Raw genomic sequence first — 25,815 nt, forward strand, 5'->3', positions numbered from 1 at the left:
CTTACCGTGTTCTGAGCCAGGGTGTGAAGAAGCCGCCGATACCGCGCAGAAGCTCGCTGCACGCATAGCCGGCGATGCCGATGCTGATCATTCCGATGACGATCTGCTCATAGGAGCCACCGACATAGGAGTTCCAGATGAAGAACCCGAGTCCGCCGCCCGAGCCACCGCCACCCCCACCACCGGAGATCATCTCGGCGGCCACCACCACGTTCCAGGTGATGCCCATGCCCACCGACGACCCCACCACGATGGACGGCACGGTCGCCGGCAGCACGATGCGCTTGAAGATGTCCCACTGCGACGAGCCCATGGCCTGCGCTGACTGGTAGAAGCGCATGTCGATCGAGCGCGCACCACCCAGCACGTTGATCACCACCGTGAAGAAGGCGCCGAGGAAGGTGACGAAGGCAATCGACAGCTCTTCGGTCGGCCAGAAGATGATGGCGACCGGGACCCAGGCAAGCGGCGGAATCGGCCGCAGGATCTCGAACGACGGGAAGGTGATCGAATTGAAGGTTCGACTGACCGCCATCAGCAGACCGAGCGGTATGCCGATCACCATTGCCGCGACGAAGCCACTCAGTACGCGCATCAGGCTCAGATACCAGCTCTGCCAGTAGCCGCTATCACCCAGCAGATCCCACCACACGGACACAACGCTGGTGGGTGGCGGTATCAGCCCGATCCAGGGCATGGTGAAGCCGGCCCATTCCTTCGACCGCGATCCCGCCTCCCACAGAATCAGGAAGACGGTGATCGATACGATGGCGCGCAGCGTGGTGCGGCTGAACAGCGAACGCCGTATCTTCTTCATGTTCATCGTTCAGCCCTCCTTCTCGCCGGAGGCGAAGGATTTGCGCGCCTCTTCATGCACGACCGACGAGGTTTCCTCGAGCAGTTCGCGGAAACGCGGACTGGTGAGCACGCTGTAGTCGCGCGGATGCGGTATGTCGACCTCGAGCACTTTCTTCGGGCGACATGGCCGCGTCGTCATGATCACCAGCTTGTGGCCGAGGAAGATGGCCTCTTCCAGGTCGTGAGTGATGAAGAAGATGGTGACCTTGTTCTTGTAGTAGATCTCGAGCAGCGACTCGTGCATCACCGAACGGGTCAGCGAATCGAGAGCCCGGTAGGGCTCGTCGAACAGCAGCACCTTGGGGTCGTTCATCAGCGCGCGCACGATCTCGACCCGCCGCCGCAGCCCCGACGAAACCTCGCCCGGGTAGTTGTGCTCGGTGCCGCTGAGGCCGGCATCGGCCATCATGCTGCGCGCCTTCTCGATGATCTCCTTCTTGCTCATCTTGCCCTGCATCATCGGGCCGAAGGCGACGTTCTCGAGATTCGTCTTCCACGGAAACAGGGCGCCGTTCTGGAACACCACGATGCGGTCGGCACCCGGGTCCGCCCTCGGCTTGCCAGGGCCGCAGAGCATCTCGCCATCCATGTAGATGGCGCCCGACGTGATGTCGTGGAAGCCGGCAATCGCGTTAAGCAGCGACGTCTTCCCGCAGCCGGATGGTCCGACGATCATGCAGATCTCGCCCGCCTTGATGTCCAGCGTGCAGTGATCGACCGCCATGACCGCGGCCCCCTCGGGGTCGTAGATCTTGACCACGTCGTCGATCCGGATCGCCCCGTAGCGCGCCTCGTTGCCCTGCGTACGTACCTTCTCAAGCACAGCACTCATCACCGACCTCCCAGAGCCATTTCACGCAGACGCCACTGCATCATGTAGTTGCCGGCAACCCGGACCATCGCACTCGTCGTGTAACCGACGATGCCGAGCGTCACCATGCCGATGATGATGGTGGGGTATCTGACCATCGTGTAGGACGTGTTGATCACGTAGCCCAGTCCGTACTGTCCGGACACCATCTCACCGGCCACCAGCGAGAACCACGCAACGCCGACCGAGATCTGCAGTCCGGTGAACACATAGGGCATGGACCCCGGCACGATCACTTCCTTGAACACCTGCCACCGATTCGCGCCGAGACAGGCTGCGGCGCGCGTGTAGGACTCGTCGATCGACTCCACCCCCAGCATCGTGTTGAGTGCGGTCGCAAAGAAGGACGCGAGGAAGGTGAGGAAGATGACTGGCGTCTCGCTTCCCGAGAACATGATGATTGCCAGCGGCACCCATGCCAGGATGGGGATAGGGCGAAGCAGCTCGAACACCGGGAACACGTACTCGCGGAAGCTGCGCGACCAGCCCAGGAACAGACCCAGCGGCACGCCGAGCGCGGTCGCCAGCAGGAAGGCAATGGCGACGCGCCGTATGCTCACCCATATGTGCTGGTAGTACTCAGCGGTGTAGATGGACATGCCATAGACCGGATCCTCGGCGAACCACTCCTTCACCACCGTAGTCAGGCCGGGCAGATCCTCGAAGCGCGGCAGCTTCAGCACTTCCACCGTCAGGTACCAGAAGCCCAGCATCAGCGCGAAACCCACCATCATCAGGTAGGGATCGGGGCTCCTGAGCCACTCTCCGGCGCGGTACATGGTCAGCGTCCACGCCGAGGCCGTCTGCGGTTCCGCCTGATTCGAGGCGGGTGTGCGCGTATCCCCCACCTTGGACAACGTGGTGGGCACGCGCCCGGACACCGACGGCGGCAGGTAGTACTGCTGGCTGATGAGCTGAGAAAAGCTCTTCAGCGCCGCCTCGCCGAAATTGACGTCCTTGCGCAGAAGCTCCAGCAGGCGGGTGCCGTCGATCTTCAGGACTTCGGCCGCCTCGATGCAGGCGACGTCGGCAAGCCGCACCTTCTCGCCCTCGAGTATCGCCGCCCAGCCGAAGACGTCCCCGACCTGCAGTTCCTTCTCATGCACACGCGCCTTGATTTCCGGATCGATCCGGTGCGCTACCCGGCCAGAGACCAGTACATAGACCTCTTCAGCTGGCTGACCAGCCCCGTAGATGACCTCACCCGCCTTGAAGACCTCATGTCTCGAGATCTCGGCAATGCCGTCCAGCGTTTCCGGCGACACGACCTGGAAGGGCAAGGTCCGCTTAAGCAAGCGTTCGACTTGTTCCATGTTCCCTCGCATTCAACGTGTGACGCGTCCGCCCCGTGCGGACGCGTTCCTCAGCTCAGTTACCCTTGTAAGCGGATTCCGGCAGCGCCTTGACCGCACCGATCGGTGAGGTCAGTCCGCGCTCCTTGAGGACAGCCTGGGTGAATTCGGGCATCACGGCTTCCGGGCGAAGCTTGTCGACGTTGATGCTCTTGATGGCGAACAGGAAGGCGGTGGCATCGGTGATGAGTGCCTGCACTTCAGGCGTGATCGTGAAGGGAAGCAGCAGGCGCTGATCGACGCCGCCGGCGCTGTCCGGATAGCGCAGGAACATCGACGACCAGAGCGCCCGCTCGGTGAAGCCGGTGGTCTGTTCCATCGCCATGCGGGCGATTTCCTGCGCATTGGCGGGGTCCGCAAGGAAGAGCTGGGCGTCGAGTTCCGCGTTCAGCCAGGCCTTCACGACATCGGGACGGGTGCGAATCAGATCCTCACGCATGGTGAGAAAGCCGCCGTCACTCTCGTCCACTGTCGTTCCCGACGCGACGCGCTTTGCCAGGCCTTCCTGCACCAGGCGCGACGCGGTCGGTTCCCAGACCACCGCAGCATCCAGCTTGCCGGCACGGAAGCCGCTGGTGATGACTTCGATGTTCTGGTTCAGATAGGCACCCGGAGTGATGCTCTCCTTCTTGAAGGTCTCCTGGGCGAAACGGTCGGTGCAACTGCCTTTGGGCACCGCTACGTTCTTGCCGTTGAGCCACTTCAGCGCTTCCTTGGAGGATGCGAAGTTCGGTGCGTCCTTGCGTGCGAGGAAGATGTTGCACTGGTCCTTGCCGAGCCCGAGCGCCGCGACGATGCGGATGTCGGCGACCTGCTGCTTGGTCGTCGACACGATGCCCGGCATGTCGCCGACGTAGCCGATGTGCTGCTTGCCTGCGAGCATCGCATTGACGACCACCGCGCCCTGCAGGCCCACCGCGAAGTCGACCTTCGAGCCCTTGGGCAGGTATTTCTCGTAGAACTTCTTGCCGCGCATGACGACGCCCGACCACGACTCCGTGTAGTAAGGCTGGTAGCCCACCACCAGCTTCACCGGTTCGCCGACCTTGCCGAAGTTGATGTCGCCAGCCTGCGCGACGCCACCTGTCAGCGTGCACGCCGCCGCTGCGAGCAGCGTCGACACCATCCTGCATACCCGATTCCTGAGATTACCCATGGCAAACTCTCCTCCTGATTGTTGGTATGGACATCGAAGTCTCCGCACTGCCACATCACTGCATCTGCATACCCTGGCCTCCGTTCCTTACGGATACTTCGGGACCGTCTATCCGGTCCGGTACTAACTGTTCTGAGGTCCTGTCGTGTGGCGCGCGACCAGCGTCGCCAGCCGTCGCATCACCATCAGCCCCGAGATCGGATCGGCCTCCAGCGCATCGAGCATGGCCTCGCCGTTCAGCCGCAACAGCACCGAGTCCTCGTGGCAGACCGCGCGGGCGATGCGGCGGGGATGCTGTTCGAGCAGAGCCGCCCAGCCGAACACCTCACCCTTGCGCAACATGAAGCCCGCGAGCCGCGTGCGGTCGTCGCGCCCTATCGTGAATTCCACGCGCCCTGACTCGAGCACGTAGAGGTCATCAGCCGGGTCATCGACCTCGTAGATCACCGTGCCCGCGGAGAGCTGCTCGCGTCGGGCCAGCGCTTCGAGGCGCTCGAGCGACGCAGCGGAGACGTCCTTCAACATGTCCACCGCCTTGAGCGCACTCGATTGCAGTACGAAGATCTCGCCCTCGCTGACCTCCACCTCGTACTTTTCGAGCGGCGCCTCCGCCAGGCCGACGGCTTCGCCGGTCCGGATGTCCCACTGCCACAAATGCTGGTGACAGGTGAGCAACTGGCCGTCGAAGTAACCTTCGTCGAGGCACACATCCTGGTGCGGACACAGCCCCTGATATGCATGGAAGCACTCGCCGGCATTCACCACGAGGATCTTCATGCCCTCGATGTCGTAGCTCTTCATCCCGTTGTCCGGGACGTCAGACGCGCTGCAGATTCGCTGTTTTTGCATACCGGCGGTCCTAGCTGAATTTGTCGTACCGGATGTTGTCCGCGGTGACGCGCGACAGCAGCAGCATCCGGATCGAGGCATCGACCGCCGGAGGCGGCCCTGCGAGATAGGCAATGACATTGCCCAGACGGCCCACCATGTGCCGCTTCGCCACCTCGTGCACGAAGCCGCGATCGAAGCGGATCAGCGGGTAGTCACTGACCAGGGAGGACGGTGGGTCCTCGTCGCTCAGCGCGACGGTGACCGCAAGCCCCTCGCCACAGACACGACGCAGGCGCGTGAACTCGTCGAGAAAGTACACATCGCGCGACGTACGGATGCCGAAGAACACATCGCCCGAGTGGCGGCTGAAGTACTCGTCCTGTTCGGCGCGGGAGAGGATGGACATGACGCCGGCGATACCGCTGCCGCCCGCGATGCACAGCAGGTCGCGTCCGAGGCTGGGGTAGAAGGTTGCGTGCCCCAGCGGCCCGAACAGCGAAACGCGTGTGCCGGCGCGTGACGCACCGCCGAACAGCCAGTCGGAGAGCACGCCGTCCGGCTTGCGCCGGACGACGAAGCGCAAGGTGCGCGCATGGCGATCAAAATTGACCATCGACCACCCGCGCATGCCTTCGACATCGTCGACACCGAGCAGCACGAACTGGCCGGCGTCGAATTCCACCGGTGCGTCCGTTTCGACATCGATCAGCATCACGTCGTGCGTGAGCATCTCGGTCGAGGCGATGCGCCCGGTACCTGCGCAGGGCACGCAGGAGCCGGTATCCATCATCTGTACGAAGGCGGGTACCTCGGCCACGACATCGGTCCGGGCCACGCACTGACACATCAGGAACTCGTCCGCCGACTTCAGGCTCTTGCGTCCGGGCGCGTCAGGCCAGGCGTCATCGATGTCGCCGGACACCCGCTTCGCCTTGCAGGTCCCACAGGTTCCACTGGCACATTCGTAGGGAAGTGCGATGCCCCGCGCCAGACCGCCGTGCAGGATCTTCTCGCCCGGTGAAGCTTCGAACAGATGCGTCCGGTTTCGTGCGTTGACCTGGATTTTCATGTCGTGTCCCCGGCCGAGGTCAGAACGGAATGTGATAGCCGTAGCCGAGCAGCCGCGTATCGAGGCGCACGTTCCGACTGCGCAGCGCCGGGCCGTCATGGCCCAGCGTCACCGTGTCGTACAGCTTGCCCACCGCGAACAGTTCGGTCTCGCCACCATCGAGCGTGGTGCGGAACACCTCGATCGTGCTGGTGACGCTGGCCTCTTCGGCCGCTTCATCGATGTCGACCAGGCAGACATTGATGTGACGGCTGATCGGCGACTTGTCGCTGTTGTGCCGATGCAGGTTCTCGAACAGCGACTTCATGCCGGCCTTGTCATGCTCCAGCCACGTCATGTCCTTGCGGATCTCGGGGCTGTATGCGGTGATCCGGTACTGGTAATCCGGCGCACACAGGTCGAGATAGCCCTTGAAATCCCGCTCGTCCATGATCAGACCGGATCTGTGGATGAGTTCGGTAATGGCGGTTCTGGTATCCACGCTTGCCCTCTCGTATCGGTTCGGTTGATCAGGAGTCACTTCGCCGCAACGGCCTGTTCGCCGTACGGGTCGTAGGCCTTGCGTCCCATGCGGCGGCTCCACTCGGCATAGAAGTGACGCATCCCGCCTTCATCGTGGATGGTCATGTTCTCCTCGCGCCCATGGATCACCCACCGGCTGTCCGTGCGCTCGCGCATCGCGAGCCCCTGGCCATGCACGCCGAGCAGGTCTTCGTGCAGGTTGCGGCCGAACGGCCCCCAGATCATGTTGTGGTCACGGATGCGCTCGGCGCGTTGCTCGGGCGTATCGCTCTTGAGTCCGAGCCCGCGGAACTCGATCAGCAGCTTGTTCGGGCCGAGCGGGATGGCGGTGTCCATGCGCAGCACCGAGGTGCGCAGGTTGTAGGTCATGCCGGGGAAGATATCGATGAGCACCCAGCCGCCCGGCGCCAGACCAGGCCAGCCCACGCCGCGCGCCTTGCTGCCCTCGTAGGCGTCGTACTTGATCGCCATCGAACCCACCGACGCGTGTCCGTTCGGATAGCCGGTGTACTTCCGGTCGAAGTAGCCCGGCTGGATCATGCCGGTGATGCGATTGAAGTAATGCATGTAGTCGTGATAGAACTCGCTGTTCGTGTCGTGCCACAGCTTGTAGTTCGTATTCACGATCGCCTTGTGGTAGTGGAACACCTCGAGCGGCTGGTCCAGATGCTCGTCGAGCATGCCCATCGCCTCGCCGATGTATTCCTTCAGGGTGCAGCTCTCGTCATCGACGTTCACCCACACGAAGCCGCCGAAGCCCAGTTCGGTCTTCACCTCGCGCAGCCCTGCATCCTTGCAGCCAAAGCGGTCCTGATAGCCCTCCTTGCCGCGGGAGATGTCGATGCAGTCGCCTGTCGCGTTGAACGACCACGCGTGGAAGATGCAGGTAATGCGCTTGGCGTTTCCGACCGGCTCGTAAAGCAGCGTGTTGCCGCGATGCGGACAGATGTTGTAGAAGGTCCGCACCTTCATGTCCTCACCGCGAATCACGATGAGCGGCGGCCCGCCGGGATGGCTGAACGTGCGGTAGTCGTAGGCGTTCGGAATCTCCGACTCGTGGCAGGCAATGATCCAGCACTTGTTGAAGATCTTGCGCTGCTCGTCGAGAAAGATGTCTTCCTCGGTATAGATGCGCGTATCGACATAGTGAGATTCAGGGAAGCTCGGCGTCTGCTTCCACTCCACTGCGTTGCGAGACATGTGAGGTCCTTTCCGGTACGTAACGAGGTGATGTCGTACAGCTGCTCGGATCGACGGTAATGCGTCGATAACCTGACTTAGCAGAAGGCGTGCCCGCCGCTGAAAGCCGAGCGGGCCACTGCGCCAGAACCGTTGCTGCACAAGCCTTCTGCGCACACCACAGCCGCCCGCCTCGAGCGCGGCAGCGCGACCTCGACGGCGTGCCGGCCGCGTGTGCGGTTTCCTCGTGAAACACCGCAACGTTTCCTCAGGAAACATCCCCTCAGCGCCCGCGCGCAGCGGCGGGTGGCGCTGCCACACGCATCGGCTGCCAGCCCGCTCCGCAATCCCTTCCGTACGGCCTTGATGCGGCGCCGCGCAGGCGTTTGCGCCGCCTGCGCGCGCGTGCCGTGGCACTGAACTTGCGTAAGGGGTCGGCCATGCGCACCGACAAGTCATCGCACTTCACCGCCTCACTCAACTGCCGGCGCGCACTCTCATCACGGAAGCCCGACGCTTGAATCCACTGTCCAATCGCGTGTATAGAACCGGTCTGTCATTGCTGCCGATGCGGCGCTGGTGGCCGATGGTCAACCGGGCATCGCTGCGCAGCGATGCCATGGCAGGCCTGAGCGGAACCATCATCCTGCTGCCACAGGCGGTGGCCTATGCCCACATCGCCGGAATGCCACCCGAGTACGGTCTCTACGCCGCAATCATTCCGGTCATCTTTGCGGCACTGTTCGGCTCGTCCAGGCATCTGGTATCCGGTCCGACCGCGGCACTTTCCATCGTGGTGTTCTCGACCATCAGCCCGCTGGCCGAGCCGGGCAGCGCGACCTATATCGCCTACGTCCTGACGCTCACTTTCATGGTCGGCCTGATGCAGCTCGCGCTCGCCTTCGCGCGCATGGGCATGCTGGTCAACTTCATCTCGCACAGCGTGGTCATCGGCTTCACGGCAGGCGCGGCCATGCTGATCGCGGTGAGCCAGCTGAAGAACTTCTTCGGTCTGCACTACGGCTCAGGCGGGGAGTTCTTCGGCACGCTGTCCCGCTTTGCGGCAGCAGCAGGTGACATCAACTGGCAGGTGGCGGGCGTGGGCGCGATGACGCTCGCAGCCGGGATACTCACCAAGCGTCACTTGCCCCGCGTGCCCTACATGATCGTGGCCATGGTCGTCGGCAGCGTTTACGCGCTCGCCGTGAAAGCGGTGCTCGGCCACGATGCAGGCATCGAGACGGTGTCGGAGATTCCACGCAGCCTGCCGCCGCTCTCCGCGCCAATGCTGTCCATGGAGGTGCTCCACCAGCTCGGCGCGATAGCGCTCGCCGTCACCCTGCTGTCGCTGACCGAGGCGCTGTCGATCGCGCGCGCCGTGGGCGCCAAGTCGGGCCAGCACATTGATGGCAATCAGGAGTTCTTCGGCCAGGGGCTGGCCAATCTGGCCGGAAGTTTCTTCTCGGGTTACGTGTCGAGCGGCTCGTTCACACGCAGCGGCATCAACTACGAGGCCGGCGCGGTCACGCCGCTGTCGTCGGTGTTCTCGGCCTGCTTCCTTGTTCTGACCTTGCTGTTCTTCGTGCCTTTGGCGCGTTACCTGCCGATCGCGTCGATGGCGGCCATCCTGTTCATGGTCGCCTACGCGCTGATCGACGTGAAGCACATCCGGGCCGTCATGCGCACCAGCCGGCGCGAGTCTGCAGTGCTGTTCGCAACGCTGGCCTCCACGCTCGTGTTCCAGCTCGAGTTCGCAATCTACGCCGGCGTCATTCTCTCTCTGGTGCTTTACCTGGAGCGCACCGCACGACCCGGCATACGCGCCGCCGTACCGGCGCCCGGCGAGGGTCAGTACCACTTCGTTCCGCAGCGCGACGAGCCGGATTGTCCGCAGCTGAAGATGGAGTTCATCGACGGCGAACTGTATTTCGGTGCCATCGATCACGTGAAGCGCCATCTCCATCAGCTGGAGGAAGTCCATCCGGAACAGCGCCATCTACTTGTGCTGGCACCCGGTATCAACTTCATCGACGCATCCGGTGCGGACCTGCTCGCCGAGGAGGCACGCCGGCGGCGCGCGCGCGGAGGCGGACTCTACTTCCATCGGCTGAACGAGCAGGCGCGCAGCACGCTCGAGCGCGGCGGCCAGCTCGACGACATCGGACGGGACAGGCTCTTCGCGATCGGCGACGACGTGATCGGCACGCTCTATCCGCACTTCGATCCGCAGGTCTGCGCGAACTGCCGGAACCGCATCTTCAGGCAATGCAAGGAATGGCTACCCGATGGCAGCCCCCGCTGACCGCTGCCACGCGCCAAGTACGTCAATCACCACCATGGAGTCATCGATGAGCACAGTCCGTCTGTCGAACCCGCATGCCGAGCCGGTGGAGGAACTGGATGTCAAGAAGACCACCTGTTACATGTGCGCCTGTCGTTGCGGCATCCGCGTACATCTGCGTAACGGCGAGGTCCGCTACATCGACGGTAATCCGGACCATCCGCTGAACCAGGGTGTCATCTGCGCCAAGGGCGCGTCCGGCATCATGAAGCAGCAGTCGCCGGCGCGACTGACCCAGCCCCTTATCCGCAGGCCCGGTACCGAGCGCGGCGCTGGCGAGTTCGACGAGATCAGCTGGGAAGAGGTCTTCACGCTGCTCGCCGAGCGCCTGAAGAAGCTGCGCGAAACCGACCCGAAAAAATTCGCGCTGTTTACCGGCCGCGACCAGATGCAGGCGCTCACCGGCATGTTCGCCAAGCAGTTCGGTACACCGAACTACGCAGCGCACGGCGGCTTCTGCTCGGTCAACATGGCGGCCGGCATGATCTACACGATAGGCGGTTCCTTCTGGGAGTTCGGCGGCCCCGACCTCGAACGCTCGAAGCTGTTCATCATGATCGGCACGGCGGAGGACCACCACTCCAATCCGATGAAGGTGGCGCTGTCGAAATTCAAGCGCAACGGCGGCCGCTTCGTGTCCATCAATCCGGTGCGTACCGGCTATTCGGCGATCGCCGACGAATGGGTGCCGATCAAGCCCGGCACCGACGGCGCCCTGCTGCTGGCGCTGTGTCACGAAATCATCGCCAAGGGGCTGTACGACCGGGAGTTCCTGGCGCGTTACACCAACGCCGGCCAGCTGGTGATGCAGAACCCCGACGCCGACGATTTCGGGCTGTTCGCGATGGACCCCGAGGGCGATCCGGTGAACCCGGACTACCCGCACAACAAGTACTGGTGGGATCGCCTGACCGACAAGCTGGTACCGACCCACACGCCGGGCGCCGATCCGCGCCTGCGCGGCTGCTATGCGCTGCCGGACGGCACACCGGTGAAACCGGCGTTCCAGCTGCTGCTCGATCGCCTCAAGAGCTACACGCCGGAATGGGCGGAGGGCATCTGCGGCGTTCCGGCGGACACCATCCGCCGGCTGGCGCACGAAATGGGCGTGACGGCCCGTGACCAGAAGATCCACCTGCCGATCTCGTGGACCGACTCGTGGGGCGTCGAACACGACCACGTCACCGGCAATCCGGTGTCCTTCCACGCGATGCGCGGACTGGCCGCTCACTCGAACGGCTTCCACACGATACGTGCGCTGGCCATCCTGATGTCGCTGCTGGGGACCATCGATCGCCCCGGTGGCTTCCGCCACAAGGCGCCCTTCCCGCGCGCTATTCCGCCGATCGCCAAGCCGCCGCGCGGCCCGCATGCGGTCAAGCCCAACAGTCCGCTGGACGGCATGCCGCTGGGCTTCCCGGCGGACCCGGCCGATCTGTGCGTCGATGACGACGGGCGGCCGGTGCGCATCGACAAGGGCTTCTCGTGGGAGTACCCGCTGTCGGCGCACGGCCTGATGCACAACGTGATCACCAACGCATGGCGCGGTGACCCGTATCCGATCGACACCCTGCTCATCTTCATGGCGAACATGGCGTGGAACTCGACCATGAACACCAGCGAAGTGCGCCAGATGCTGAACGACAAGGGTGAGGACGGCGAGTACCGCATTCCCTTCATCGTGGTCTGCGACGCCTTCCAGTCGGAAATGACGGGATTCGCCGACCTCATCCTGCCCGACACCACCTATCTGGAACGGCACGACGTGATGTCGATACTCGACCGGCCGATCTCCGAGTTCGACGGTCCGGTCGACTCGGTGCGCATTCCGGTGGTGGAGCCCAAGGGGCAGTGCAAGCCCTTCCAGGAAGTGCTGATCGAACTGGGCAGCCGGCTCGGTCTGCCGGCCTTCGTGCGGCCGGATGGCTCGCGCAAGTTCCGCGACTACCCCGACTTCATCGTGAACTACGAAACCGAGCCGGGATCGGGCATCGGCTTCCTTGCCGGCTGGCGCGGCGTTGACGGCCAGAAGGCCATACGCGGCGAGCCGAACCCGAAGCAGTGGGAAATGTATGCGAAGAACAACTGCGTCTTCCATTACGTTCTGCCCGCGTCCTATCAGTACATGCGCAACTGGAACAAGGGCTATATGGAGTGGGCGCAGCGGGTGCGCATGCGGCGTGACGCGGACCCGATCCTGATCCACCTGTACTCCGACGTGATGCAGCGCTTCCGGCTGGCCGCGCAAGGGCGACGGCCGGGTCGCCGGCCGCCGCCGGAACTGCGCGAGCGCGTCGAGAAGTACTTCGACCCGCTGCCCTTCTACTACCCGCCGCTGGAATCGCAGAGCACCGACACCACGCGCTACCCGCTGAACGCGGTGACGCAGCGGCCGATGGCGATGTACCACTCGTGGGATTCGCAGAACGCCTGGCTGCGGCAGATACACGCGCACAACTACCTGCACGTGAATCCAGCCACCGCACGCGCCGCCGGCATCGGCGACGGCGACTGGATGTGGGCGGAATCGCCCTGGGGCAAGGTGCGCTGCATGTGCCGCTACAGCGAGGCGGTCGAGGCCGGAACCGTATGGACCTGGAACGCGATCGGCAAGGCGAGCAACGCGTGGAACCTCGGCCCGATGGCCAACGAGGCGCGCAAGGGCTTCCTGCTGAACCACCTGATCTCCGAAGAACTGCCGATGCAGGGCAGTTCGCGGCGCATGTCGAATTCCGATCCGGTGACCGGACAGGCGGCCTGGTACGACGTGCGCGTGCGCATCTATCGCGCCGGCGACGACGAGCCCAAGGAGAGCTGGCCGCAGTTCGAGCCGATGAAAACCTTGCCGGGCGTGACGAAGAAGCGCCCCGGCGTCCTGACCTACTTCGTCGGCAACTGGAAGAAGCGCTCGTGAGCCGCCATCCGATCCATCCCTTCGCCCGCGAATGCGGACCGCGTGCAGGAGACATGCAATGACCCAGCTGGCACTCGTGATCGATCTCAACGTCTGCGTGGGCTGCCAGGCCTGCGTGACGAGCTGCAAGTCGTGGAACACATCGGGCACGGCCGGTTCGCTGGCCGACCTCAACCCCTACGACGAGGACCCGACCGGCACCTTTTTCAACCGGGTTCAGACCTTCGAGGTCGGCAGCTACCCGAATACCGAAACGGTGCATTTCCCGAAATCGTGTCTGCACTGCGAAGACCCGCCCTGCGTTCCGGTCTGCCCGACCGGCGCCAGCTACAAGCGGGCCGAGGACGGCATCGTGCTGGTCGACTACGACAAGTGCATCGGCTGCAAGTACTGTTCATGGGCCTGTCCTTACGGCGTCCGCGAGCTTGATCCGGAGCGCAAGGAGATGACCAAGTGCACGCTGTGCGTGGACCGCATCTACAACGAGGCGCTGCCCGAGCGCGATCGCAAACCGGCCTGCGTGCTGGCGTGCCCGACCAGCGCACGCATCTTCGGCGACGTGCACGACCCGGACTCTTCGGCCTCGAAGGCGATACGCGAGCGCGGCGGTTACCAGCTGATGCCGGAATGGGGCACCGAGCCGTCCAACCACTACCTGCCGCGGCGGAAAACCGAAATGACGATACGGCCAGACGAGATCGTACGTACCGACAATCCGCTGAAAGTGGATGGCCTGAAGCCGATGCCGGACGCCAGCACACCGGCGCTGGACGACGCCGCAAGCTGGTAAGCCGCCCCCTCCCTCACTCAACAGGACGACACGATGAATCCCGCCTTCTCCGTCATTCTGCTCACGACGCTCACCGGCGCCGCTCAGGGCCTCTTCCTTGCACTTTTCGGGTGTGAGCTCGCGCATGCGCTGAACCTGTCCGCGCCGACGCCGGGGCACGACTTCTACGTCGTTGGCGCACTGATCAGTCTTGCGTTGTCGGGCGCCGGGTTGATCGCATCGTTCTTCCATCTGGGTCGGCCCGAACGGGCCTGGCGCAGTGCGGCGATGTGGCGTACCTCCTGGCTGTCCCGCGAAGTCATCGTGCTGCCGGCCTTCATGGCCACGACTGCACTGTACGGGCTCAGCCATGCCATGGACTGGCCCCTGACCCTGGCGACAGGCGCGATCGGTGCAGTGCTTGCGCTGGCGCTCTTCGTCTGCACCGGCATGATCTACGCATGCCTGAAGTTCCTGCAGGAATGGGCCAGCCCGCTCACCGTGGTCAACTATCTGGTACTGGGCTGCGCCTCCGGCCTGACACTGGCCAGCGCCTACGCCGCACTCAGCGCCGCGGAACTGATGACGATGATGACGTCGCTGGCCATCGCCCTGACGCTGCTCGGTCTGGTCACACGCAGCGCGTCACTGCTGCGCAATGCACGACTGCGGCCTCGCTCGTCGCTGCAGACCGCAATCGGCATCCACCACCCGCGCATCGCGCAACGCTCTCAGGGCCTGATGGGCGGCTCCTTCAACACCCGCGAGTTCTTCCACCACCGTACGCTGCAGTTCCTGCGTTCGGTGAAATGGACCTTCCTGCTGCTTGCCTTCGTGCTGCCGGTGCTGCTGCTCGCTGCGGGCGCTGCGACCACGTCCTCGCCCCTGCTGTGGCTGGCCTTCGCAGTCCAGTACACCGGTCTGCTGGCCGAGCGCTGGTACTTCTTCGCACAGGCCAACCACCCGCAGAATCTTTACTACCAGACCATCTCCTGAGAGCGATTGGCGGGCTGCGGCCCGCCACCGGTCACATCCGGTTCCGCGGTCTCATCGAAGCGCTGTCGAAGGTCTGCACGCATTCCGCATTGAAGCTGTTTCAGCGCCGCATCCCCGCGGCGCTGAAAGAGCGCGCCTTGCCGTCAGTCAGTGCTCACCGTCCGGCAGCACAGACGCCGACCGCAACAGCGGCGATGCACCATCACTTCGTCCAGGCGCGAAGCGCGCCCCCCAGGGCTCGCAACTGATCCGGGTTGTCTCCACGGAGGTCCGTCCCGACAGGAGAAGCAGGCGATGCGGGCGCCTCGCCCACTCGTTCTAGTAGCCGCCGACCGCTTTGACCAGCAGCCCGCCACCAACCGCCAGGCAAAGGACACCGACCCAGAAGCGCAGACGCTGCGCGTTGATGGCATGGACGATGCGCGCGCCGATCATGACACCCGCCAGTTCGAACAGCACCAGCGCGCCGGCGAGGCCGAAATCGATGACGCCGAAGCGCAGATTGCCGAGCGTGCCCGACGCGCCGGCCAGTATCTGTATCACCTGGCTGGTTCCTATCGTGGTCAGGGGTGCGAAGCCTGCGAGCACCATCATCGGTACCGACAGCGCCGGCCCACCGACACCGGTCAGCCCCGAGCCGAATCCGGCCACACCACCGAGACCGAAGAGCATGGCGCGCTGCAGGCCGGGGTGACCGTGCAGCGCAGGGCGCCGTGGCCGGCCGCGCGTCGCCAGCGTGTAGACGCCGGCCAGACAGACCACCAGCGCGAGCAGCAGCATCAACAACGATGCATTGAGCAGCGCATTCACCCAGGCTCCCGCGAAGCCGCTGATCAGTGCGCCCGCGCATACCGGCACCGTGATGCGCAGGTCGATGCTGCCATGGCGCATGAAGGCGATGGTGCCGACGATGCCGGTGAATACGAAGGTGAACAGCGCGGTGGCCATCGCCGACTGTATGCTCAGGCCGCCGATCAGGTTGAGCGCCGGAATGAGCAGGATGCCGCCCACGCCCACCGCGCCGATCAAGGTGCCGACCACGAGTGCGATCAGCATCAACAACACCATGATGCTCTCCCGATGCGAGCCTTGCGCCGCTTGGGCGTTCAGCCCGCGGCGAACGAAGTGAAAGTGCCCGTGATCAGGAGATTGAGTTGTTTCATGATGCGGTAGCCCATCGTGTGGTCCGCATCCATCAGCATCAGAAGGCGCGTGCCGTCTATCGCCAGCACGCGACAGTCGGTCACGCAGGAAGCGGTGGCGATGCGCCCCTGCGCCTCCGGTACCAGCGCGGCCCAGCCGAACACCTGTCCGCGCTCGAGCACATCGCCCGCCGAGGTATTCCTGCCGCCTACGCCAATGGCGAACCTGACCTTGCCATCGAGCAGCACGTAGAGCGACTTCACCGGATCGCCGATGTTGTAGATCCGGCTGTGCTGCGCCCAGTCCTCGGGGCGCGCGATGAGCGTGATGGCGTGCAACTGCGCATCACTCAGCCCGGTAAAGAACGGCGCCTGCCTGAGAACACTGAAAGGCGTGTGCAGCGGACTCGAAACCCCGGTCATGCCAACCTCTCATTCAACCTGTCCGTACAGTGCTATGCACTATCCATACCATGTCCGGACGGCCATCAGGACGCGCTATCGAACATCGAAATGCGTCGCGTGTTTCCAGGAGAAACACAGATGGGGTTCAAAACGAAACACGACGCTTCTTCGCTCACGACATCTGGTGGTCCAGTTGCATGTCTTCCGCGCGTCCCCTGTCCTTCATCAGACCCCAGCGACGGCGGCGCATCCACAGCGCCTTGCGACCGATGCCGAGCAAGGCGGCGAGATCGCGGTCGCAGTAGCTGTCCTGGTAGCGAAGAATGCTGTGGCGGATGTAGTCCTCGATCGACATGGGCCCCAGCGCTTCACTCGCCTCATCAGCCCCGGACGACGTGCTCGGCCGCGCCAGCGTTGCCTGCGGCAGCGTGTCGAACTGGTCGTCCAGTGACAGGGTGTCGCCTTCGGCCATGATGATGGCCCGCTCCATCACGTTTTCCAGCTCACGGATGTTGCCCGGCCAGGGGTACTCCCGCAGGAAGGCGACGAACTCGTCGGACATGCCGCGGATCCGCATGCCCAGCCGCTTGCAGTGGCGCTCGAGGAAATAGCGGGCAAGAAGCTCGATGTCGTCGCCCCGCTCCCGCAAGGGCGGCACCTGGATGGTGATCACGTTCAGACGGTAGAAGAGGTCGGCCCGGAAAGTGTTGCTCTCGGTTTCCGCGCGCAGATCGCGGTTGGTCGCGGCAACGAAGCGGGTGTCGGTGTGATAGGTCTGGGTGGCGCCGACCGGTCTGACCTGACGCTCCTGTATGACGCGCAGCAGCTTCACCTGGACGTTCAACGGCAGTTCGGATATTTCGTCCAGGAACAGCGTGCCGCCACTCGCCTCGCGTATCAGGCCCTCGCTCGTGCTGACCGCACCGGTGAAGGCCCCCTTCACGTGGCCGAACAGTTCCGACTCGATCAGATCGGACGGAATGGCGCCGCAGTTGATCGCGACGAAGGGCCGCTCAGCCCGTTCGCCACCGAAGTGTATGGCTTGGGCGACCAGCTCCTTGCCGGTACCGCTCTCGCCCTGGATCAGTACGTTCGTATCGGTCGACGCAACACGGGAAATCATCGCCAGCATGCGTTTGACGCCATCGCTGTCGCCGATGATGGTGCGCTCGCCGTAGGCACGACGCAGGCTGCGCCTGAGCGATCGGTTCTCGCGGTGAGTTCGCTGTTCGGCGAGCACACGCTCGACGGCGAACAGGAATTCGTCGTTGTCGAAGGGCTTGATCAGATAGTCGACCGCGCCCTTCCGTAATGCGTCGATGGCGTTTTCCAGCGACGAATAGCTGGTCATCAGAATGACCGGTAGGTCCGGCCTTTCAGCCTTGCTGGCGGCCAGGATGTCCAGTCCGGTGGTGTCGGGCAGCCGCAGGTCGGTGATCAGCAGATCGACCTGCTCGGCGGCGAGATGGGCCAGCCCGGCGGCCCCGTTGTCGAACACCGTGCAGGCATAGCCGCGGGTGCTGAGCAGCATTTCGACGCAGACCGCGATGCCGGGGTCGTCCTCGATGACCAGGATGCGCTCCGGGCGCACCACCTCATGCTTGTTCGCTTTGGCGCTCATGCTGTGTCCTCGCTGAATGAGCAGGCAGGTCGATCTCGAACGTCGCACCGCCATTGGGATTGTTGTAGGCGCGCAGTTCGCCGCCGTGCTCGCGCACGAATTCGTAGGCGATGGCCAGTCCGAGACCGGTGCCCTGTCCGGAGGAACGCGTCGTGAAGAAGGGCTCGAAAATGCGCGGCAGCACCTCTTCCGGGATGCCCGGACCGGTGTCCGAAATGCGGACCAGAACCCGCCGGTCTGCAGTCATCGCGGTGGTGACGAAAATCCGCCCCGCGTCACAGACCGCGTGAGCTGCGTTGATCAGGATGTTGTAGATCACTTCCTGCAACTGACCTGCGTTGCCGAGCACCAGCGCACCAAGTTCCGGAAAATGCTCGACCGACACGGTTTCCGTGCACAGCCCCTGACGCAGCAGCACGATGGCTTCGATGATCGAGGCGTCGATCTCGAAGGGCACCCGCGGCTCGTCGCCGACGCGTGAGAAATCGACCATGCGCCGCGATATGTCCATCACGCGGCGCACATTGTCCGAAACGATCCGCAGCCCCTTCTGCAGCGCCTCGGCACTGACGTCGGCGCGCCCCAGCAGCATCTGCATCATCGACTGCACCGCGGTCAGCGGATTGCTGATCTCGTGACACACGCCCGCCACCATGAAACCCAGTGACGCCAGCCGGTCACGCTGCAATTCCGCCTGCGAGGTGGTCATCTGCTCGCTGCGGTCCTCGACGAACAGCAGCATTCCATCGCGCACTGCGCTCATCCATACACGCTCGTGCAGCCAGCGTCCGTCGATCGCGCGGGCCACGTCGCGGAAGCGTTCGCAAGGGCCGGGACCGGCCTCGCACACCGCGTCCCAGTACGCCGGAAGCAGGTCGCGCAGATGCTGTCCGCCCGAAACGACGGTAACTCCCAGGCCCGGGAGCGGGCGGCTGAGCGCCACAACGAATCCTTGCGGGTCAAGCATGATCGTCGGCCACGGGAAGGCATGCAGCAACTCCGCATGACCCAGATCCATCCGAGCGTTATCCATCGGCATCTTCATCATTGGAACCGTTTGCGCGTGGCATCGACGGCAGCAATGGGTCCCCGACTGAACGCGGGGGCCTCAAGTGCCGTGCGGTCGGCCCGCCCTGGTGGCGGGAATGAGGGCTCAGTGCCTGAGTGGACAGGACGTCATGAGCGCGTGCGGGCCCGCCGGATCGTCGGATCGTGACGCGACTGAGTCGAAGGCGACTGCGAAGACGTCAGCTCTTTGAATCATCGTTTCCTCCTTGTCCAGACGTCCGTTCCGAGCCACCGGAAGTGGCCGGAATCGAACGAATCGGCTTGTCGTCCCGAGGGCAATGAGACGCGAGGGCAACTCGCGATGCGGTCGGGCTGCGCAGTCTGCGCACGTGCCTGGAACACGTAAAAGCAAGATCTGAACCGAGTTGTCAGACTCGTCGCACGTGTCCCTGATGATTGGGGTTTATAACCCAGACCGATCGTTCGGTACAGAGTACGCACGAATCGGGTTTCGAGCCACCCTTCAGTCGGCGGCATGGATGCCGCATCCTCCCCTCCGCTTGCGCGGATCGTGTCGCCGCGTTCGCCTGCCCGGCGCGCGGAGTTGATGCGCACCGGGCTTCGGCCCAAGACAATCCGGATCACGGCGCCGACGCGCGGCCTCGATCATCGCGACGGTCGGCATCAATGAAGCCAGCGGGCCACTCGACGATACCGGTCCGCCGCGTCAGGGTCGGCACGGAAGATGCGGCAGCAGGCGCCGTGTCCGAGCCGGCGCCGCGCACATGCCTGATCGTCGTAGGGAAATGTCTTCGGCGCGCCCGCACTGGAGCGCCGATCGGCCGGACGATGCGCCCCCCCCGCCATGGTCGGACGGGCCAGGCACCGATGTGCAAGCCCGCCTTGCATTGCGGCACGCTTCTTCGGAGAACCGGTCACCGGATCGGGGAACGGGATGCCCTCAGCCCTCGGGGGGGGGGCCGGCCGGCAGGTGTCGAATGCCGCCGCTGCCGGCGCGTCAGTCAGCGACCACCCGCGATGGGCATCGAACGCTAAGCGGCGGTCGCGCGCACCACGCCGTCGACGATGTCGTCTATCAGGCAGCCACGCATCCGCGCGAGATCCGAGAAGGGGTAGCGCCCTACCGTGAGCACGCCGTGCAGGTAACCCAGGGCCTTCAGGAAAACAAGGTCACTGTGCAGGTGAATCTGCTCCGCGGCGATCGGGCGGCCGCATGCGCAATCACTCACCCGCTCTCTGGTCAGGCTCAGCAGTTGCTGCGCGACCACATCCTCCTCGTCGAAAACAATGCGTTCGCGCTCATCGTCGACACTGGATGACAGATACACCATGCGATAGCGCTCGGGATGTCTTTCCCAGTAGTCCAGATACGCATCGACATGGGCTTTCAGTCGCTCGGCCGGCGACTGGTCAAGGTTGCTCGCCTGCTTCAGACACTCGAACAGCTCGCAGAAGAAGTCGAGCCAGATGTGTTTGACGAGATCCTGCTTGCTGACGAAATAACCATAGAAGGCCATCGGCGATATGCCGACCGCCTTGGTGACGGCGCGTACCGACACGGCTTCATAGCCTTGTCGGCTGTAGATGTCCTTGGCTTCGGCAAGGAGTTGCTCACGAAACCTAGCCTTGCCTTCCTGGCCACGTATCCGCGAGCGTTTTTCCGGGGTCGCGATTTTTGAATTGTTTGGCATGGGCTGAACAACGTTGGTCAGACAGCGCGTACTGGCAAAGTGTAATGAAATTACCTCGATTTATACCAGTACAGTTTGTCGACAATCGTTTCCACACCCCTTTATTCCGGAACTATTCCCTGGCCATCCAGCCCCGCAAGTGAACTCAGCGGACAGCGAGCAAGGCTTGCACGCGTTCCCGCCGGATACCGGCCAGAGCACCGGAGAACTCGCTAAGGGCACGATAGCTGCGCGATTCGCCCAGCGCGGCAAAGGCCTCGGCAAAGCCCGCCGCGCGCCCTGCGGCGTTCTGCGGGAGGACGGCATCGGCACTTTGCGCCGCGTCGAGCAGCACGTCATCGACCCGCCGCCGGGCGAGCGTGAAGGCGTCCAGCGCGCGGGTGGCCTGGGCAAGCGTCGCGCGCATGGCGTCGGCGTCATCGACCGACCAGCGCGCGGGATCGATACCATCGGGCAGGGCTTGCGCCTGCACCCGACTGAACTGGCCGGTTGGCCAGCGGATGCCGCCGCCGCGCAGCATCAGCGTGTCGCGCACGCCAGGCCAGGCCTGTTCGGCCACGCTGAAGACCAGCCTGCCCTGGTCGTCGGCCGTCGCGCGCACACCGGTCGACGCCAGCGCCTGATCCATGCGGCGCACTATCTCCACGTCCGGAAGACCCGCTTCGAGTGCGACCGACGGCGTACGCCGGCCGGCTCCCGCCACCGAAAAGCTCAGGTTTTCGCTGTCGCCCTCGCGCAGCGAAGCCAGGTCCAGTCCGCGTACGGTGAACTGACGCAGCGGCGGATTGACCGCATCGAACGTCAGCGCCGGGTCAAGGCTGCCGGCCGTCTGCGCCGGACGCGACTGCCACAGCGCGGCGAACTGACTGATCCGGCGTTGCAGCAAGACGTCACCTTCTCCGGCCGCGATCTGCTGGCCAAGCAGGCTGCGCACCGACTTCAGCTGGCCGATGCCGCGATCGAGATAGTCGGCCGCAAGCTGCGCCTTGCCGACCTGCTCGTTGAAGCGCGGGCTCCATGTCTTCAGCCCGGCCGATCCGGCCGGCGCGCGTTCGTCATTGCGCGTCCGCGGCGTGTCGCGCGTCGGCGGCGCGGCGTTGCCGGCAGCATGCGCCCTGCCCGGGCCGATCGCGTCGACCGGACGGGCAGAAGAAAGATGAGGACCGATCTGCATTCAGTGCATACGGCCGATCAGATCGTGTCGAACAGCGACAGCGCGCTGACCTTGGCATAGGCCTTCTGCGTCGCCTGCACCGCGGTGGTGTAGCCATTGAGCTTGACCGCCGCATCGCCATAGTCGAGCTGACCGAGCGTGATCATCGCCTGCTTGTTCGACAGGCTCACGTTGGCGTGATTGGTTTCCAGCGTTTCCAGCGTCGTCTGCGCACCGCCGAGGCGGGCGATCTTCGCGCTGACCGCGTCCAGCCCGGTGTCGAGACCGTTCAGCGTGCCCACCAGCACCGTACGCACCGCCGGATCGTTGGCCGTCGCACCCGGCACCTGCAGCGCGTCGATGGACAGATCGAGCCGGTTCAGCACGTCAGCCATCTCCTGCAGATGCACGTTGGCGTCCTGCGTCACGCCGTTGCCGACCACCACGCGCTGCGGATCGGTGTTGCCGGCGAAGCTGTAGCGCGTACCGGCAGCCGCCGCGCCATTGAAGGCGATCGGTGCGGTGGCGGTTGCCGTACCCGAAAACAGGTAGCGCCCCTCCTGGTCGATGCTGTTCGCCGAGTACATCAGGCTGTCGCGCAGCGCGATCAGCGAGGTGCTCATCGCCTGCAGGTCCTGCGTGGTGTTGGTGCCGTCGGCCGCCCAAACCATCAGGTCGCGCGCCTGCATGATGTCACGGCTCATGCCGTCGAGCAGTTCCTCGTTCTGCCGCAGCCGGCTGCGCAGTGCGCCGATGTTCTCCAGGTACTGGTCGAGCGCGGCCTCCTCGCGCGTCAACCGCGCGATACGCACACTGGCGATCGGGTCGTCCGACGGCTTCTGCACGCGCAGACCGTTCGACATCTGCTGCAGGATGCCCTCCAGTCGGCTGTTCGCGTCCTGCAGGGCGGTATTCATCGTTGCGTGGAACTGTGTGCTGGCGACCCGCATGTCCGTCTCCTCAACCCATCATCGCCAGCGTGCTGTCGAACAGCTCGTTGGCGACGGTGATCACTTTCATGTTGGCCTGATACATCTGCTGGAACTGGATCAGGTTCACTGCCTCTTCGTCGTTGTTCACGCCGCTGGTGGACTTCCAGCCCTCTTCCGCCTGGTTGCGCACCGTGGTCGCCGTGGTCAGGGACGCCTGGTTCTGCTGGCTGTCCATGCCCAGCTTGCCGATCAGCTGCGTATTGGCGTCGCCGACCCGTACCGTGCCGAGCGAGGTCACGGTGATGGGCTGGTTGCGCAGCGCGATCATGGCCAGCAGGTTGTCGCTGTTGCCGGGCTTGGTCGGGTCGGACGAGAAGCCCAGATCCTGCGGCAGCACGCCCGGCGCGACCGACAGCATCGAGGTCGAGCTCGATGCGTCATAGACGAACAGCGGACCGCCCGCGGCTCCGCCCAGCGTGTAGCCGGCGCCGAGCTGGGTGTTCATCAGCGTGGCGATCTCCGAAGCGATGTCGCCGATGGACTGGCGCAGCGGCAGCAGCGTGCCGTACTCGAAATCGGCCAGTCCGCCGAGCTGCCCGCCCAGTCCTTCGTCGCGCACGGCGAACACTTCGCTGGCGAACTTCAGCGTCAGCGCCTGCGTGCCGGCCGGCGTGTCCTGCACTTCGAGACGCGAGGCCGTGGTGCCGACCACCAGCGGCTGCCCGCTCTTCAGCGACACGTTGCGCGAGCCGTCCGGATGGTTGACCACCTGTATCGACACCATGCCGGCCAGCCCGTCGATCGCCTGATCGCGCGCGTCCATCAGGCCCGACGCATTGACACCGGCCGCCTCGGCCAGCGAGATGCGCTTGTTCAGATCGGCGATCAGCGCAGTGCTGGAATTGATCTGCGACACCAGCGTCGTGCGCTGCTGCGCGATCGAGGCGCGCTGATTGGCGAGCACGGTGGTGAGGTTGTTGAAGCGCTGTGCCAGCGCGTCGGCCGCGGTGATCACCTGCGCACGCAGCGGCACCGAGCTCGGTTCCACGCTGGCGGCGTTCAACGCGCTGAAAAAGGCATCCAGACCGTTGTTGATGCCGGAAGCATCGTCGCCCATCACCTGTTCGAGCTGGTCGAGATAGGGCTGCCGGGTCGAGCGGTTCGACAGTTCCGACGCCGCCTGCCACATCTGCAGGTTCTTGTAATCGTCGCTGAAGCGCTGCAGCGACGACACCGCCACACCGCTGCCGGCCGACAGCGCACCGCTCTGCATCGGCTGCACCGAAGCCAGCACGGCGGCCTGGCGGGTGTAGCCCGGTGTCATCACATTGGCGATGTTCTGGCCGGTGGCGCTGAGCGCGGCCTGCGCCGCCAGCGTTCCGGTCAATGCGTTGTTGATCAGGCTCATCGGATATCCCGGGTCGTTGCGTGGCCGGGAGCGCCTTCCGCACGCTCCCCTTCGACAGAGGCGACCGCCGGCGCAGATGCATTAAATGCGACCGGCGCCGGTTGCGGCAGCAGCTGCCGCAGCAGCATGTCGGCAATGCCGAAAGCGCGCTGCGAGGCCATCGCGTCGGCGACCAGGCCGTCGGCCAGGTCCAGCATGTCCTCGTTCACGCGGTCCTTGAAAATGCTGTCTTCGCCCGCCATCTCGCGCGTGCTGCGGCGCATCTGGCGCAGGGTTTCGCTGATGAAGAAGCTCTCGAACTTGACGGCCGCTTCGGTCGCCTTCTTCAACAGGGCGGGATCGACCTGCGGTGCGACGAGTGCGGGCTGCGCCTCCGTCTGAACGGTCGCTGCGGACGATGCGATGTCGTGGACGTTCATGTTCAGATCACGATCAGTTCGCCATCGATTGCGCCGGCCTGATCGAGCGCCTGCAGGATGGCCATGATGTCGTCCGGCGTGGCGCCGATGCTGTTTACTGTGTCGATGATGGTCTGCAGCTTGGCACCGGCCGGCCAGTTGAACATGCGCCCGTCGCCCTGCTCCACCTCGACCTTGGAACGTGGCGTGACGGCTGTCTCGCCGCGGCTCAGCGGTGCCGGCTGACTCACGTTCGAACTTTCCGAAATGATCACCTTCAGCGAACCGTGCGACACCGCGGCCGGCCGCACGGTCACGCCCTCGGCGATGACGACGGTGCCGGTGCGCGAGTTGAACACGACACGCGGCGTCGTCTCGCCGACCACCACGGGCAGCGCTTCGAGCTGGGCGACGAAGGCCACCCGCTGCGTCGGATCAGCCGGCGCCACGACTTCGATGGCGGTGGCGTCACGGGTCGACGCGACCTCGCCGAAACGGCCGTTGATCGCACCCACGATATTGGTCGCCGTCTGGAAATGCGGGCGCTTCAGGCTGAGCAGCACGGTCGGTCGCACATCGAAGTCGGTCATGATTTCGCGTTCCACCGTCGCGCCGTTCGGAATGCGTCCGGAGGTCGGCGTATTGACGGTCACGCTGGATCCGCTGCGGCCGCTCGCGCTGAGGCCGCCGACCACCAGATTGCCCTGGGCCAGCGCATAGATTTCGCCGTCTGCCGCGCGCAACTGGGTCAGCAACAGCGTGCCGCCGCGCAGGCTTTTCGAGTCGCCGAGCGAGGACACCGTCACGTCGATGCTCTGCCCCTTGCGATAGCCCGGCGGGAACACCGCGCTGACCATCACGGTGGCCACGTTCTTGCTGCGGCTCTGCGTGCCCTCCGGCAGCTTGAGGCCGAACTGCTTGAGCAGGTTGGATACCGACTGCCCGGCCGACTTGACCTGCGTGCTGTCGCCGGTACCGTGCAGACCGACCACCAGACCGAAGCCGATCAGCTGGTTCTCGCGCACGCCTTCGACGCTGACCAGATTGCGCAAGGGCTGGGTGGCGGGTGCGGCGGCAACCGCTGCCGTGCGTGCCGTCGCCGCCGGCTTCGGCGCCGCAAAGGCGCCCCAGGCGAGAAGGCAGGACAGGACGGCCAGGAGGGTCCGGCGGAAGATCAT

General features: G+C 64.5%; 22 protein-coding genes. 4 read left to right on the forward strand and 18 right to left on the reverse strand.

Annotated features, from left to right (window positions below; translation table 11 throughout):
• Position 1: 1 nt before the first annotated feature.
• The 8 genes from METFAM1_RS0106465 to METFAM1_RS0106500 form a co-directional block, all read right to left on the reverse strand.
• Positions 2-823, reverse strand: coding sequence for an ABC transporter permease (locus METFAM1_RS0106465; protein WP_019918788.1), 822 nt, complete (start codon positions 821-823; stop codon positions 2-4).
• Between the two features lie 3 nt (positions 824-826).
• Positions 827-1,690, reverse strand: coding sequence for an ABC transporter ATP-binding protein (locus METFAM1_RS0106470; protein ID WP_019918789.1), 864 nt, complete (start codon positions 1,688-1,690; stop codon positions 827-829).
• Positions 1,690-3,042, reverse strand: coding sequence for an ABC transporter permease subunit (locus METFAM1_RS0106475; protein WP_019918790.1), 1,353 nt, complete (start codon positions 3,040-3,042; stop codon positions 1,690-1,692). Before METFAM1_RS0106475 ends, METFAM1_RS0106470 begins: the two co-directional genes overlap by 1 nt.
• A gap of 55 nt (positions 3,043-3,097) precedes the next feature.
• Entirely contained in the window at positions 3,098-4,237 is a 1,140-nt protein-coding gene (locus METFAM1_RS0106480) for an ABC transporter substrate-binding protein (protein WP_024300525.1), read from the reverse strand.
• A 123-nt stretch (positions 4,238-4,360) separates the two neighbouring features.
• Entirely contained in the window at positions 4,361-5,086 is a 726-nt protein-coding gene (locus METFAM1_RS0106485) for a cyclic nucleotide-binding domain-containing protein (protein ID WP_081627194.1), read from the reverse strand.
• A 10-nt stretch (positions 5,087-5,096) separates the two neighbouring features.
• Complete coding sequence (locus METFAM1_RS0106490) at positions 5,097-6,137, reverse strand: 2Fe-2S iron-sulfur cluster-binding protein (protein WP_019918793.1); 1,041 nt, start codon at positions 6,135-6,137, stop codon at positions 5,097-5,099.
• A gap of 19 nt (positions 6,138-6,156) precedes the next feature.
• Positions 6,157-6,618: an aromatic-ring-hydroxylating dioxygenase subunit beta gene (locus METFAM1_RS0106495; protein WP_024300526.1), complete on the reverse strand. Its 462-nt coding sequence runs from the start codon at positions 6,616-6,618 to the stop codon at positions 6,157-6,159.
• A 35-nt stretch (positions 6,619-6,653) separates the two neighbouring features.
• The gene (locus METFAM1_RS0106500; protein WP_019918795.1) at positions 6,654-7,859 is read right to left on the reverse strand and encodes an aromatic ring-hydroxylating oxygenase subunit alpha; all 1,206 of its coding nucleotides are present in this window, start codon (positions 7,857-7,859) and stop codon (positions 6,654-6,656) included.
• 547 nt (positions 7,860-8,406) lie between these two features.
• On the opposite strand from METFAM1_RS0106500, the gene METFAM1_RS0106505 reads away from it, so the two are divergent.
• The 4 genes from METFAM1_RS0106505 to METFAM1_RS0106520 are packed head-to-tail and all read left to right on the forward strand — an operon-like array spanning position 8,407 to position 14,858.
• Entirely contained in the window at positions 8,407-10,140 is a 1,734-nt protein-coding gene (locus METFAM1_RS0106505) for a SulP family inorganic anion transporter (protein ID WP_157256736.1), read from the forward strand.
• 46 nt (positions 10,141-10,186) lie between these two features.
• Positions 10,187-13,093 carry a molybdopterin oxidoreductase family protein gene (locus METFAM1_RS0106510; protein ID WP_019918797.1) on the forward strand — a complete coding sequence of 969 codons (2,907 nt, stop codon included), beginning with the start codon at positions 10,187-10,189 and terminating at the stop codon, positions 13,091-13,093.
• Positions 13,094-13,151: 58 nt separating this feature from the next.
• Positions 13,152-13,883 (forward strand): 4Fe-4S dicluster domain-containing protein, encoded by a 732-nt coding sequence (locus tag METFAM1_RS0106515; protein ID WP_019918798.1) that lies wholly within the window; start codon positions 13,152-13,154, stop codon positions 13,881-13,883.
• Between the two features lie 33 nt (positions 13,884-13,916).
• Complete coding sequence (locus METFAM1_RS0106520) at positions 13,917-14,858, forward strand: dimethyl sulfoxide reductase anchor subunit family protein (RefSeq protein ID WP_019918799.1); 942 nt, start codon at positions 13,917-13,919, stop codon at positions 14,856-14,858.
• A 318-nt stretch (positions 14,859-15,176) separates the two neighbouring features.
• On the opposite strand, the gene METFAM1_RS0106525 is transcribed toward METFAM1_RS0106520, so the two are convergent.
• The 10 genes from METFAM1_RS0106525 to METFAM1_RS0106570 all read right to left on the reverse strand — a co-directional run bounded on the left by METFAM1_RS0106525 (position 15,177) and on the right by METFAM1_RS0106570 (position 25,815).
• On the reverse strand, positions 15,177-15,926 hold the full coding sequence (locus tag METFAM1_RS0106525; protein ID WP_019918800.1) for a sulfite exporter TauE/SafE family protein: 750 nt from the start codon (positions 15,924-15,926) through the stop codon (positions 15,177-15,179).
• A 38-nt stretch (positions 15,927-15,964) separates the two neighbouring features.
• On the reverse strand, positions 15,965-16,423 hold the full coding sequence (locus METFAM1_RS0106530) for a Crp/Fnr family transcriptional regulator (protein WP_020164161.1): 459 nt from the start codon (positions 16,421-16,423) through the stop codon (positions 15,965-15,967).
• A 154-nt stretch (positions 16,424-16,577) separates the two neighbouring features.
• Positions 16,578-18,026: a sigma-54-dependent transcriptional regulator gene (locus METFAM1_RS0106535; RefSeq protein ID WP_019918802.1), complete on the reverse strand. Its 1,449-nt coding sequence runs from the start codon at positions 18,024-18,026 to the stop codon at positions 16,578-16,580.
• Positions 18,001-19,044, reverse strand: a complete 1,044-nt coding sequence (locus tag METFAM1_RS0106540; RefSeq protein ID WP_019918803.1) for a sensor histidine kinase — start codon at positions 19,042-19,044, stop codon at positions 18,001-18,003. The genes METFAM1_RS0106535 and METFAM1_RS0106540 overlap by 26 nt, the downstream gene beginning before the upstream one ends.
• A 1,042-nt stretch (positions 19,045-20,086) precedes the next feature.
• A complete protein-coding gene (locus METFAM1_RS0106545) occupies positions 20,087-20,746 on the reverse strand; it encodes a TetR/AcrR family transcriptional regulator (protein WP_232419674.1) in 660 nt (219 codons plus the stop codon).
• Positions 20,747-20,891: 145 nt separating this feature from the next.
• The gene (locus METFAM1_RS0106550; protein ID WP_019918805.1) at positions 20,892-21,920 is read right to left on the reverse strand and encodes a hypothetical protein; all 1,029 of its coding nucleotides are present in this window, start codon (positions 21,918-21,920) and stop codon (positions 20,892-20,894) included.
• A 17-nt stretch (positions 21,921-21,937) separates the two neighbouring features.
• Positions 21,938-22,849, reverse strand: a complete 912-nt coding sequence (gene flgL / locus METFAM1_RS0106555; RefSeq protein ID WP_024300528.1) for a flagellar hook-associated protein FlgL — start codon at positions 22,847-22,849, stop codon at positions 21,938-21,940.
• Between the two features lie 10 nt (positions 22,850-22,859).
• On the reverse strand, positions 22,860-24,239 hold the full coding sequence (gene flgK, locus METFAM1_RS0106560) for a flagellar hook-associated protein FlgK (protein ID WP_019918807.1): 1,380 nt from the start codon (positions 24,237-24,239) through the stop codon (positions 22,860-22,862).
• Positions 24,236-24,658 carry a rod-binding protein gene (locus tag METFAM1_RS0106565; RefSeq protein WP_019918808.1) on the reverse strand — a complete coding sequence of 141 codons (423 nt, stop codon included), beginning with the start codon at positions 24,656-24,658 and terminating at the stop codon, positions 24,236-24,238. The genes flgK and METFAM1_RS0106565 overlap by 4 nt, the downstream gene beginning before the upstream one ends.
• Positions 24,659-24,660: 2 nt before the next feature.
• Entirely contained in the window at positions 24,661-25,815 is a 1,155-nt protein-coding gene (locus METFAM1_RS0106570; protein ID WP_019918809.1) for a flagellar basal body P-ring protein FlgI, read from the reverse strand.

Source organism: Methyloversatilis discipulorum (assembly GCF_000527135.1).
GTDB lineage: Bacteria > Pseudomonadota > Gammaproteobacteria > Burkholderiales > Rhodocyclaceae > Methyloversatilis > Methyloversatilis discipulorum.